Source organism: Methylophilus sp. 13, from assembly GCF_015354335.1.
GTDB lineage: Bacteria > Pseudomonadota > Gammaproteobacteria > Burkholderiales > Methylophilaceae > Methylophilus > Methylophilus glucosoxydans.
In genome coordinates this window covers 339,789-351,691 of record NZ_JADKYR010000002.1, presented here as the reverse complement: position 1 = coordinate 351,691, position 11,903 = coordinate 339,789, and the positions used below count along the sequence as shown (strand labels likewise).

Here is an 11,903-nt window from a genome sequence, read left to right as displayed (position 1 = left end):
GCGCAAGGGTTGAACGATTTGGCCACATCGTTTTCCTACTACTTGGGGCCTTAAGGTAAAATAAGGCTGGTGTGATGAGATGGCTTTAAGGTCCAGACATTCATGGGTATTTTGAAAAGACTTCCTGGTGGCGTGCGTTACCCTAGCTATAAAGAATGGCAGCTGCTCAAGAAACTGCCTAAATGGTGGCTATTGGGGAGCGTGGTGTTTGCTGCCCCCATTGCTTATGACTGGTGGCAGTCAGGCGATTTGCTGGCTCATGACCTGGAACGCAACTCCATGTTTTTGGGCTTGCTGTTTACCTTCTGGTTCTTTATCGGTGCCGCCATGATAGGCCTGATCGTGATCATTATCATGAAGGGGCCTGGCTACGTCGCTGACCCTTATTACCTGCCAAAAGAAGACAAATCCCTAGAGAATCCGCCTAAAACATAATCGGTTCTTGATCAATCCTTAAAAAAGGGTTTATAATCGCGTGCTTTGCAACCTTGCCACACTTTGATCAGGCATTCTTAAGTTTGATCCGAAGGTGGCTTTAACCATAAGGAAATCTCATGCGACACTATGAAATCGTGTTTATTGTTCACCCTGACCAGAGTGAACAAGTGCCTGCGATGATTGAGCGTTACCGCGCACAAATCACAGGTAATGGCGGCAACATCCACCGTCTGGAAGACTGGGGCCGTCGTCAACTTGCCTATCCAATCCAAAAAGTACACAAAGCACACTACGTGTTGATGAACATCGAGTGCAGCCAAGAAGTGCTGGAAGAGTTGGAGCATGGCTTCAAATTTAATGATGCTGTATTACGTCACCTGACCATCGCGACGAAAACAGCGGTCACCGCACCAAGCCCAATGATGAAAGAGGAAAAATCCAAAACCATCGTTGGTGACGCACCTGCTGCTAGCACAGAGGCGGCTGCTTAAGTGTTGTGAATACGCTGGTGATTGCAGCGACGGTTCAAGCAGTTGAAACGTTGCGATACACACCGGCGGGCTTGCCCTTGTTGCAATTGCAATTGCAACATGATTCAGAGCAGCTAGAGGCTGGGATGAATCGGAAGGTGCAGTGTCAGTTACCCGCAGTGATTATTGGTGAAAAAGCCAATCTGCCATTGCAAAGCGGCGATCAGATCAAAGTGAAGGGTTTTCTGGCACAGCGCAGTGCAAAAAGCACACAAGTGGTACTGCACATACAAGAGTTACAGCGAATACAGTATTAAAGAATTTAAGGAGTTTCAAATGGCAAGAGATATGTACAAACGTCGCCGTTACTGCCGTTTTAGCGCAGAAGGCATCAAAGAAGTTGACTACAAAGACGTAGATCTGTTGAAAGATTTCGTTTCTGAAAACTTCAAAATCATCCCAGCCCGTATGACTGGTACCAAGGCTAAATACCAACGTCAATTGACAACCGCGGTAAAACGCGCACGTTTCCTGGCGCTGATGCCTTACACAGACAAACACCCAGGTTAATCGGCGGCTTAGGAGAACAACATGCAAGTAATCTTATTGGAAAAAGTAGCAAACCTGGGTTCCCTGGGTGACGTGGTTAAAGTGAAAGACGGTTACGGCCGCAACTTCCTGATCCCACAAGGTAAAGCAAAACGCGCTACCGAAGCGAACAAGGCAGTGTTTGCTGCTCAGCGTGCCGAGTTGGAAAAACAACAGGCAGACCTGTTGGCCGCAGCACAAGCGCGTGGCGAAAAACTGGCTGGTTTTGTACTGACAGTCGCTCAAAAAGCGGGTGTGGATGGCCGTCTGTTCGGTTCCGTGACTAACATGGACATCGCTGAAGGCTTGCAAGCACAAGGCCACGAAGTGAAAAAAGCTGAAGTGCGCCTGCCAAACGGCCCACTGAAGACCATTGGTGATTTCGCTGTGAGCGTGGCATTGCACCACGACGTAGTGGTTGATATCACTGTGACTGTGACGCCAGAAGCCTAATCAGGCATCTGCATGCATGACAAGAAAAGGCTACTTCGGTAGCCTTTTTGCTTTTTTGCCACAAAGCGTTATTTGATAACGTACCAATAAAGTACATGAGGTTTTTCTCTATCTACTCTACGATCTCTGTGGCTAAAGTATTTTTAATCTTTCATCTGTTCTGAAACCCAAAAATGCCAGTCAGCTTTTCGGTATAATCGCCAGATGGCTGATGAACAACTCGAATTCTTAAAACTCCCTCCACATTCCATTGAAGCTGAGCAGTCCGTGCTGGGCGGCCTGTTGCTGGATAACGAAGCACTGGACAAGATTGCCGATATTCTGGCCCCGCAGGATTTCTACCAGCATGACCATAAACTGATTTATGAACATATCGCACGGCTGATTGAGCGCAACCAGCCAGCCGATATTGTGACGGTTGCTGAATCGCTTGAAAACAGTGGTGAGTTGACCACGGTTGGCGGTGTGGCTTATCTGGGTGCGCTGGCGCAAAATACGCCCACTGCTGCCAATATCCGCCGCTATGCAGAAATTGTGCATGAGCGCTTTGTCATGCGCCAACTGGTCGCAGTGGGCACTGATATTGCCGAAAGTGCTTACCAACCAAATGGTCGCGATGCACAGCAGTTACTGGATGAAGCCGAAGCCAAGATTTTCCAGATTGCCGAAGGTGGTAACCGCAAGAGCCAGGGCTTTTTGGGCATGCAAGTGCTTTTACCACAAGTGGCTGACCGCATTGACTACTTGTACTCACGCGAAAATCATTCTGATGTGACGGGGATCCCCACCGGCTTTACCGATCTTGACTCCATGACCTCCGGCCTGCAAGGCGGTGACATGGTGATTATTGCCGGTCGTCCGTCCATGGGTAAAACCGCGTTTGCAATTAATATTGCTGAGAATGTGGCACTTGAGACCAATAAAGCGGTCGCTATTTTCTCGATGGAGATGGGGGCGACGCAGTTGACCACGCGTATGATCGGCTCAATTGGCCGCCTCGACCAGCACAAGATGCGTAACGGTAACCTTGAAGATGAGGACTGGGAAAAGCTCACCACAGCGCTGGGCAAATTGAACGAGGCGCCGATTTATATTGATGAAGGGGCCGGTTTAAGCAGTTTTGACGTGCGGGCGCGTGCCCGTCGCTTGCATCGGCAAACAGGCGAACTAGGTCTGATTGTGATCGACTATTTGCAGTTGATGAGCTCACCAGCCGGCCGTCAGGGCGAAAACCGTGCAACCGAGATTTCAGAAATTTCACGTTCGCTGAAGGCATTGGCCAAAGAACTCAATGTGCCGCTGATTGCGATTTCGCAGCTTAACCGTAGCGTGGACCAACGGCCAGATAAGCGCCCGGTGATGAGTGACTTGCGCGAATCCGGCGCGATTGAACAAGATGCTGACTTGATCATGTTCGTATATCGCGATGAGTATTACAACCCGGACAGTGCCGAAAAAGGCACGGCGGAGATTATTATTGCCAAACAGCGTAACGGCCCGATTGGCCGGGTGCGCCTGACCTTTATGGGTGCGCATACGCGCTTTGCCGACTATGCCAATGCGGCTTACATGCCGGACGAGTATTAATGCGTCCGATTGTTGCTCATCTGTCTTTAGCTGCGCTGAGGCATAACCTGGCGCAGGTCAAACGTTACGCGCCAGCTGCGAAGATCATCTCCGTTGTCAAAGCCAATGCTTATGGTCACGGTTTGCTGAATGCTGCACAAGGGCTCAGCGAAACAGATGCTTTCGCTGTGCTCAATCCTAGTGAAGCCATCGCTTTGCGTGAAGCGGGTTATACGCAGCCCATATTGTTACTTGAAGGGGTGTTTGCGCCCGAGCAATTGCTTGAGGTAGACAGGTACCGGCTGGATATTGTCGTGCACCAGATGCAGCAGATTGCCTGGTTGCAGCAGGCCGCATTGAGTGCCCCCATTCGAGTGTTTCTCAAGCTGGATAGCGGCATGCACAGGCTTGGCTTGTCGCCAGCCGAGTATCCGCAGGCGTTATCTGCTCTTGCTGCATGCGCCAATGTGTGCGAGATCGTCATGATGACGCATTTTGCCAATGCGGATCTCGCGGATGGCGTTGAGCAGGCCATGCACACCGTGGAGGCGGTCATGGCCAATCAGCCTTATGCGCGCTGCCTGGCGAATTCGGCCGCCGTGATTCAACAGCCGCAAACCCATGCCGATTGGGTGCGGCCTGGGATTATGTTGTATGGTGCCTCGCCGATTGCCGACCAGTATGCTTCCATGCTGGGCCTGAAACCTGTCATGACCTTGCAGTCCGCTATTATTGCCTTGCAGTCAATTCAGGCCGGGGAAAGTGTCGGATATGGCAGCTTCTTTACCGCAGATCAGCCTACCAAGGTCGGTATTGTCGCTTGTGGTTACGCCGACGGCTATCCTCGTCATGCGCCAACAGGGACGCCGATTGCCGTTAATGGTCAATTGACCCGTACACTGGGGCGCGTGTCTATGGATATGCTGGCGGTAGATGTCACCGATATCCCTGACGCAACCGTTGGCAGCATTGTGGAATTATGGGGTGAGCAAGTCCCTGTAGATGAGGTTGCGCAAGCAGCGGGGACGATAGGCTACGAATTATTATGTGCGGTCACCGCCAGGGTCCCGTTCAAGCACTATGGCTAAAGCAAAAACACAATACACCTGTACCGAATGCGGTGCCACTGAGCCTAAGTGGCAAGGGCAGTGCCCGAGTTGCCATGCCTGGAACACGCTGGTAGAGACGGTGCCGGAAGCGGCAACGACAAGCCGGTTTGCCAGTCTGGCGCCAACGGCCCAATTACAAAAACTGGCTGATGTTGAAGCGCAGGATGTGTCCCGTCAGGCGACCGGCATTACCGAGTTTGATCGGGTGCTGGGGGGCGGGCTGGTGGCGGGCGGTGTGGTGCTCATCGGTGGCGATCCTGGCATTGGTAAATCGACCTTGTTGCTGCAAACCGTGTGCAAGGTTTCACAATCGCTCAAAGCGTTTTATATCAGCGGTGAGGAGTCTGCGCAGCAGATTGCCATGCGGGCACATCGCCTGGGGCTTGATGCGAGCCAGGTCGATGTGCTGGCGGAAATCAATCTCGAAAAAATCAGCCAGGTATTGCAGCATCATCAGCCGGACGTGGTGGTGATAGACTCGATTCAGACCGTGTATTCCGAGGCTTTGCAGTCTGCACCAGGCTCGGTGGCGCAAGTGCGTGAATGTTCTGCGCAACTCACTCGGGTGGCCAAGCAACTTGGGATCAGCATGATTCTGGTTGGTCATGTGACCAAAGAAGGCTCGCTGGCGGGCCCGCGAGTGCTGGAGCACATTGTCGACAGCGTGCTGTACTTTGAGGGCGACCAGAATTCGAGTTTCAGGCTGATTCGCGCGTTTAAAAACCGGTTTGGTGCGGTCAATGAACTCGGTGTGTTTGCCATGACCGAAAAGGGTCTGCGCGAAGTCAGCAATCCTTCCGCCTTGTTTTTATCGCACCATGAATCACCAGTACCTGGCTCCTGTATCACGGTCACGCAAGAGGGCACACGGCCTTTGCTGGTCGAAATTCAGGCGCTGGTGGATACGGCACATGCCCCCAATCCCAAGCGCTTGTGCGTGGGTCTGGAGCAGAACCGGCTGGCTATGTTGCTGGCGGTGTTGCACCGGCATGCGGGGGTGGCCTGTTATGACCAGGATGTGTTTATCAATGCCGTCGGTGGTGTCAAAATCAGTGAGCCTGCGGTGGATCTGGCAGTGTTACTGGCGATTGTTTCATCGTTGAAAAACAAACCGTTGCCAAACAAGCTGATTGTCTTTGGTGAAGTCGGGTTGGCAGGCGAAGTGCGGCCCGTGCAGCGGGGTCAGGAGCGTCTCAAGGAGGCTGCCAAACTGGGTTTTACCCATGCCATTATCCCCAAAGCGAATGCGCCCAAAGGCGGCATTGCCGGTATGCAGGTTGAGGCCGTGGATAGGCTGGAACAGGCCATAGACGTCATGCGCGCATAAAAAAATGGCAACGATAGATGGGAGTCCTATCGTTGCCTAAGGATGAGGTTGCCCAGAAGAGGGTAGGCAACCACAGGGAAGTCGGTTCACTTAAGCGGCTTGATGGCCGTGTCAAAAAAACTCGTTTTGATTCGGGTTATCTGTCTTTAATTTTTCTATATTTCTGGCTGTTCTTTGTTTTACAGACGGGTCACGCGCGAGTGGATCCTGGGTGAGTTGGTGTTGGCTCAGTTTCTCCTGGCAATCGCGCAAAGCCTGCTCGTTATCAGCCAAGCGGATGCACTCTGCATGTTCCCCCAGTTGTTTGAGGATGCGTACTTTTTCCCCTGTCAGGTTTGCGTAATCTTCTGTCGGTAATATATCTGAAGCGAAGATTGACATGTGGACGAATAAGCCGGTGGCCATGACGGTCGCATATTTCATGCTTAACTCCTTTCAATCAATGACATTGAAAACAGTATAAAAAACCCACTGGGTTCTGTCAGTTACAAAGGCCGCGCATTTTGTAGGCATTTGTAGCGAGTTCGATACAGAGCAAGTATCGCGTGCATCACCAATAATTTTAATTTATATAAAAGTAATTGTCATAAAAATTTAATGCAACTATTCCTACAAAATGTAGGCCGAAATAAAGTTAGATTCACAAAATTATGACAATAAGATGACGATATGTATTAAAGGAGAAAAAATAATGAAAAAAATCATTTTTCTTTTGCCACTGTTAATGACGGCTTGTGCCAGTGTCAGCCCGCAGCAATATACAGGCAACAATGGTAAAACGGGCTATACCCTGACATGCAGTGAATTCAACACGACCTGGGAGCAATGCCAGCGCAAGGCGGGTGAACAGTGTGCCGGGGGGTATGAGCTAGACAAACGTTTGTCTTACACCGAAACCTTCCCCGATAGCGGTGATGGGCTTTACAGACCAGCGAATAATCACCTGGCGGTGGTGTGTAAAGGCTAATCGCCTGTCTTGGCGCTGCTAGCCCAGTAATCGCGCAATTGCTTGCGCAGCGGCCTCACCGCTACGGATTGCACTTTCTATGGTGGCCGGATAAGGGCTCGCGACATAGTCTCCGGCTAAAAAGATGCGTGCATGTGCGGTTTGAGGGCCAGGCCGCTTTAAAGCCGGGCTGCAACTGAAGGTGGCGCGTTTTTCTGTGATGATTTTTGTCCACAGAGGCGTTTGCTGCAATGCCATGTCGTAGTTGCCGAGCGCAGCATTAATCTCATTAAGGCAATGTGTGACCAGGACGGCCTTGTCCATCTCAAAGGGCGCATGCGCACTGATGACTACGGCGAGCAATCCGGCCTGGTCACAACACTGCCCGCGGTCAAACACCCATTGTGCCCAGCCGCCGCATAAGCCCATGATGGGGTGCGGCAAGCGCACCTGATCGCTGAATTGCAGGTAAATGGTGGTAATGGGTTGATACTCGCGCCAGGGCAACGTAGGTGCGCCTGCGATGGTTTTCAGTTGGTGTGGTCCGACCGCAAGCACCACTGCATCAAACACTTCTTGTTGCTGATGTGTCAGTTTGCAACCATGTTCAAAAGCCTCGAGGGCGGTGACAGTGGTCCCCAGCCTGACTGCAACCCCTTGTGTTTGTAACTGCGTTAACAGCGGCTGAATGAGGGCGGTGGACAAATCAGATCTAGCCACTAGAAAGTCACTGTCCTGACGACGATGCTGAAAACTATCCCTGAGTACATTTAAAAATACCTGTGCACTGGCAAGCGCTAGCGGCGTGTTCAGTGCAGCCAGACATAAGGGCTCCCACAAGTACTTGATCGCCAGTGGCGTTTGTTGGGCTTGAGCCAGTAAGCCGGATACCGGCATATCCTGCGCAAGCGTAAAAGCGGTTTTTTGTAACTGCCGCATCCAGCAGATGGCGCGCCATTTACTTTTCCAGTCCAGTCCAGTCGCGGTGATTAAGCCCCACAGCAGATGCAGCGGGGCGGGTAGCCATTCTGGTGTGACCAGCGAAATACGATGCTGGCCATCATGCATGTGCAATGCCAGCGCCAAGCGCTTGAACACATGCCTGTGATCCAGGCCGGCATCGCGTAGCAAGGCCAGCGTGGCATGATAGGCGCCCAGGCAAAGATGTTGGCCGTTATCCAGCGTGGTGGAAGAGTGCGATACCCCACGTGCACGGCCACCTGCCTGCGGGGCGGCCTCAAAGACGCATACTTGATAGCCTTGCTGACCTAAGCGCAACGCCGTAGACAACCCGGCCAGACCGGCGCCAATCACCGCTACTCTGCGAAGCTTCGCGGTGGCGCTAACGGTTGGGGATGTTTTCTGACTAGCCCTGAATAACACTGCACTCATGAACGGCGGGATTTAAACCAGGCGCCCAGCGCCAAGGTGAGCTTTCTAAATGGCGGCAACGCAATTTTATGGTTAAGTACCAGGTTGGGATCTTGTTTGATTTCCTGCAGCAGTGTTCGGTAAATGGCCGCCATCATCAATCCTGGTAATTGGGCTTTCCGATCTTCTGGCGGGAGCTGCTGCAGGGCTTTGTCATAAAACAGTTCCGCGCGGGCAATCTGCTTGAGCAGCAAGGCCTGCGTTTGCGGCGTGGCTTCGCTATTAAGCAGTTGTTGCTCAGTGACACTGCCACGCTCCAGCTCATCCAGTGGAATATAAATGCGTCCGCGCCGCGCATCTTCGCCGACATCGCGGATGATATTGGTCAGTTGAAACGCCATGCCCAAGTCATGCGCGTATTGCAAGGTTGCCGGATTTTTATAGCCAAAAATTTGCGCTGACAGCAAGCCGACCACACTTGCCACACGGTAACAGTACAGGCCCAGCTGTTCAAAATCCGCATAGCGATTGTATTGCGTATCCATTTGCATGCCATCGATGATTTCAATGAAATGGCTTTCTTGCAAGCCATAAGTTTTGATGACGGGCTCTAAGGCTTTCGTCACCGGATGTTGCGGCGTGGCATGAAACAGCCGCTCAACTTCCTGTTTCCACCAGCCAAGCTTGGTTTGGGCGATCTGGTAGTCCGTACACTCATCCACCACATCATCCACTTCGCGGCAAAAGGCATACAGCGCCGTCATCGCCTCGCGCTTGGCTTTGGGTAAAAAAGCAAAACTCAGCGTGAAGCTGGAACCGCTTTCACGGGTTTTTTGCAGGCAATATTGTTGCGGCGTCATTGTTTAAACAGGGCTTTCAGCAAAATCAGTGGCCAATCATAGGCTTTCAAGGTCGGGCGGTGATGGTAAATATCGCCACGACAGGATTTTAATTTATGCACGATACGTTCGCCACCGGCAATCATCATGCGCAACTCAAAACCGATCCGTCCAGGTAGGGCGCGACCTAACGGTTTGCCAGCCTTTAACATGGCCTCAGCACGCCCCACTTGTGTCAAAAAGAACTGTTGCCAGTGTCTGTCCAGCCGTTGAGCTCGCAAATCCTGCTCACTGATGCCTGCTGCCAGCATGTCCTCCTGGCTCAGGTAAATCCGTCCGACGGCCCCATGTTTTTGCAGGTCTAGCGCAATGTCCTGATAAAAATTAATCAGTTGCAGCGCGCTGCATATTTGATCGGACCACAGCCGGTGTTGCGTGCTGTCACTGCCATACAGTTGCAGCATCAGGCGGCCTACCGGATTTGCCGAGCGGCGGCAATAATCCAGCACTTCCTCAAAGTTAGCATAACGGGTTTTCACCACATCCTGTTTGAAAGCATCGATGAGGTCGATCAACAGTTGGACATCGAGAGTGTGAGTCCGGATCACCGCTTGCAACGATTGAAACAATGGCTGTGAGGGCTGTATATAGGCCTGGATCAATAATAACTCATCTTCATAAGCCTGCAGGGCTTGCAGGCGATCGATTTCGCTCGCGTTGCCTTCGTCTGCAATATCGTCTGCCTCGCGCGCAAACTGGTAAATGACCGTCACTGCATGACGTAAATGGGCCGGTAACAGCAAGGATGCAACCGGAAAGTTTTCGTAATGCGTGTGCGCCAGTGTCAGGCTAGGTTGGGGCTGGGCGGGCTTGGAAAAGGCATGCATGGCTTAAGTATGCCATAAATCCATGATACGCTTACGCCTTGCAGATGAACAATCATAAAGAGAACTTATGTTAGGCATTATTGGGGGCACTGGGCTCACCGCACTGGATAATTTGAACATTTCTAAGCGCTTGATCGTGCGCACGCCTTATGGGGAACCTTCGCAGCCCTTAGTCTTTGGCGAAATCAATGGCAAAGAGGTGGTGTTTTTAGCCCGTCATGGTGGTGGGCATACGATTCCGCCACATGCGATCAATTACCGGGCCAATGTCTGGGCCCTGCATTCGGTCGGCGTCTGTGATTTGCTGGCAGTGGCCACGGTGGGTGGCATTACGCGTAATCTGATCCCGGGAGATATCGTCTTGCCTAACCAGATACTCGATTACACTTATGGCCGTAATAATACCTATCACGATGGCATAGAGCTGCCTGTGCGGCATGTAGACTTCACACAACCTTATTCACAAGCCATGCGTGAACGCTGTCTCAAAGCCGCTGCCGATGTGGGCTGCAGCGTGGTGGATGGCGGTGTGTATGCTTGCGTGCAAGGGCCGCGGCTAGAGACCGCCGCAGAGATAGACCGCTATGAGCGGGATGGTGCCACCCTTGTCGGTATGACTGGCATGCCGGAAGCGGTATTGGCGCGTGAATTGGGCGTGTCTTATGCGGCCATCTGCCCGGTAGCCAATTTTGCGGCTGGTCGCGGCGATAGTACACAATCTATCCAGTTTGAGCAGGTCATGCCTTTGCTGCAGCAAACCATGGATAAAGTCCGTGCCGTCATTGCGCAATACCTGTCAGATAATGATTGTTCTGTGGCTTAAACGGCAGTCAGAGGAGCAGAAATGGCAGTCAAACCTGTGCTGAGAATGGGCGAGCCTTTACTTTATCGGGTAGCAGACAAGGTCACCGAGTTTGATACGCCCGAGTTGCATGCCTTGATTCAGGATATGCACGACACGATGACGCACATGCAGGGCGCAGGCATTGCCGCGCCACAAATTGGTGTCAGCTTGCAGGTGGTGATGTTCGGCGTCGGTGCCAATCCGCGTTATCCGGATGCCGAAGCCGTGCCTTTTACGATTTTGATCAACCCCGAACTCACACCTGTGGATGAGGCAGAAGAAGAGGGTTGGGAAGGGTGTCTGTCTGTGCCTGGCATGCGCGGCCTGGTGCCGCGTTATCAGCACCTGCATTATCGTGGCTTTGACCCGCAAGGCAACGTGATTGACCGCACAGTGAGCGGCTTTCATGCGCGGGTGGTCCAGCATGAATGTGACCACTTATTTGGTGTGCTTTACCCCATGCGTATCCGTGATCTGACAAAATTTGGCTTTAATGATGTACTTTTTCCTGGAATAACGCTTCCAGATGACTGATTGTTTGCTATAATGCGCGCTTTCGGGAAGAGTGGCAGAGCGGTTTAATGCAACAGTCTTGAAAACTGTCGAGGGTTCACGCCCTCCGTGAGTTCGAATCTCACCTCTTCCGCCAGACATGAAATGCCGCAGTTTTGCGGCATTTCTATTTGCAGTTTTTTATATTTACATGAAGGAACCGTCATGGCTCAAATCATTATCGATAGCAACCCATCCCAAGAGAAATTGAACGAGCTGGGCGTGTCCAGCTGGAACATTTGGGATTGCCCTCCATCAAAATTCCCACTCGACTTCACCATGACTGAAAAAGCCTATGTGTTGGAAGGTGAATTCAAAGTGACGCCAGCCGGTGGCGAAACTGTTACCATCAAAGCAGGTGACTATGTAGAGTTTCCAAAAGGCCTGAAATCCCAGTGGGAAGTGGTCAAGCAATTGAAAAAACACTACAAACACTTTTAATTGAAGTGGTAGTATGATGAAAACCCTGTCAATCCGGCAGGGTTTTTTGCTGATGGGCCTCCGTTATCCTAA

Annotated in this window: 16 protein-coding genes and 1 tRNA gene; 13 read left to right on the top strand and 4 right to left on the bottom strand. The window is 51.8% G+C overall.

The window, feature by feature from the left end:
• Positions 1–102: 102 nt before the first annotated feature.
• From INP77_RS05850 to radA, 8 genes are all read left to right on the top strand, one after another.
• Positions 103–435 (top strand): hypothetical protein, encoded by a 333-nt coding sequence (locus tag INP77_RS05850; RefSeq protein WP_194748044.1) that lies wholly within the window; start codon positions 103–105, stop codon positions 433–435.
• Between the two features lie 119 nt (positions 436–554).
• The gene (rpsF, locus tag INP77_RS05845; RefSeq protein WP_194748042.1) at positions 555–929 is read left to right on the top strand and encodes a 30S ribosomal protein S6; all 375 of its coding nucleotides are present in this window, start codon (positions 555–557) and stop codon (positions 927–929) included.
• 5 nt (positions 930–934) lie between these two features.
• Entirely contained in the window at positions 935–1,225 is a 291-nt protein-coding gene (gene priB / locus INP77_RS05840) for a primosomal replication protein N (protein WP_194748040.1), read from the top strand.
• A 19-nt stretch (positions 1,226–1,244) separates the two neighbouring features.
• The gene (gene rpsR, locus INP77_RS05835; protein ID WP_024929836.1) at positions 1,245–1,478 is read left to right on the top strand and encodes a 30S ribosomal protein S18; all 234 of its coding nucleotides are present in this window, start codon (positions 1,245–1,247) and stop codon (positions 1,476–1,478) included.
• A 21-nt stretch (positions 1,479–1,499) separates the two neighbouring features.
• Positions 1,500–1,949 carry a 50S ribosomal protein L9 gene (gene rplI / locus INP77_RS05830; protein ID WP_194748038.1) on the top strand — a complete coding sequence of 150 codons (450 nt, stop codon included), beginning with the start codon at positions 1,500–1,502 and terminating at the stop codon, positions 1,947–1,949.
• A gap of 204 nt (positions 1,950–2,153) precedes the next feature.
• Complete coding sequence (gene dnaB / locus INP77_RS05825; RefSeq protein WP_194748036.1) at positions 2,154–3,536, top strand: replicative DNA helicase; 1,383 nt, start codon at positions 2,154–2,156, stop codon at positions 3,534–3,536.
• A complete protein-coding gene (gene alr, locus INP77_RS05820; RefSeq protein ID WP_194748034.1) occupies positions 3,536–4,603 on the top strand; it encodes an alanine racemase in 1,068 nt (355 codons plus the stop codon). Before dnaB ends, alr begins: the two co-directional genes overlap by 1 nt.
• Positions 4,596–5,951: a DNA repair protein RadA gene (gene radA / locus INP77_RS05815; RefSeq protein WP_194748032.1), complete on the top strand. Its 1,356-nt coding sequence runs from the start codon at positions 4,596–4,598 to the stop codon at positions 5,949–5,951. Before alr ends, radA begins: the two co-directional genes overlap by 8 nt.
• Positions 5,952–6,062: 111 nt before the next feature.
• Here the strand turns inward: radA and INP77_RS05810 are convergent, their stop codons facing one another.
• Entirely contained in the window at positions 6,063–6,374 is a 312-nt protein-coding gene (locus tag INP77_RS05810; protein ID WP_194748031.1) for a hypothetical protein, read from the bottom strand.
• Positions 6,375–6,642: 268 nt separating this feature from the next.
• Here INP77_RS05810 and INP77_RS05805 point away from each other — a divergent pair, with 268 nt between their 5' ends.
• Positions 6,643–6,918, top strand: a complete 276-nt coding sequence (locus INP77_RS05805; RefSeq protein WP_194748029.1) for a hypothetical protein — start codon at positions 6,643–6,645, stop codon at positions 6,916–6,918.
• An 18-nt stretch (positions 6,919–6,936) separates the two neighbouring features.
• Here INP77_RS05805 and hpnE read toward each other — a convergent pair whose 3' ends face one another.
• The 3 genes from hpnE to hpnC are packed head-to-tail and all read right to left on the bottom strand — an operon-like array spanning position 6,937 to position 9,994.
• Positions 6,937–8,289 carry a hydroxysqualene dehydroxylase HpnE gene (hpnE, locus tag INP77_RS05800; protein ID WP_194748027.1) on the bottom strand — a complete coding sequence of 451 codons (1,353 nt, stop codon included), beginning with the start codon at positions 8,287–8,289 and terminating at the stop codon, positions 6,937–6,939.
• Positions 8,286–9,128: a presqualene diphosphate synthase HpnD gene (hpnD, locus tag INP77_RS05795; protein ID WP_194748025.1), complete on the bottom strand. Its 843-nt coding sequence runs from the start codon at positions 9,126–9,128 to the stop codon at positions 8,286–8,288. The genes hpnE and hpnD overlap by 4 nt, the downstream gene beginning before the upstream one ends.
• On the bottom strand, positions 9,125–9,994 hold the full coding sequence (gene hpnC / locus INP77_RS05790; protein ID WP_194748023.1) for a squalene synthase HpnC: 870 nt from the start codon (positions 9,992–9,994) through the stop codon (positions 9,125–9,127). Before hpnC ends, hpnD begins: the two co-directional genes overlap by 4 nt.
• 67 nt (positions 9,995–10,061) lie before the next feature.
• On the opposite strand from hpnC, the gene INP77_RS05785 reads away from it, so the two are divergent.
• The 4 genes from INP77_RS05785 (at position 10,062) to INP77_RS05770 (ending at position 11,831) form a co-directional block, all read left to right on the top strand.
• A complete protein-coding gene (locus INP77_RS05785) occupies positions 10,062–10,817 on the top strand; it encodes an S-methyl-5'-thioinosine phosphorylase (RefSeq protein ID WP_194748021.1) in 756 nt (251 codons plus the stop codon).
• 21 nt (positions 10,818–10,838) lie between these two features.
• Complete coding sequence (gene def / locus INP77_RS05780; RefSeq protein WP_194748019.1) at positions 10,839–11,372, top strand: peptide deformylase; 534 nt, start codon at positions 10,839–10,841, stop codon at positions 11,370–11,372.
• 25 nt (positions 11,373–11,397) lie between these two features.
• Positions 11,398–11,487: transfer RNA gene (locus INP77_RS05775), tRNA-Ser, on the top strand.
• Positions 11,488–11,555: 68 nt separating this feature from the next.
• A complete protein-coding gene (locus tag INP77_RS05770; protein WP_194748017.1) occupies positions 11,556–11,831 on the top strand; it encodes a cupin domain-containing protein in 276 nt (91 codons plus the stop codon).
• The last annotated feature ends 72 nt before the right edge of the window (positions 11,832–11,903 follow it).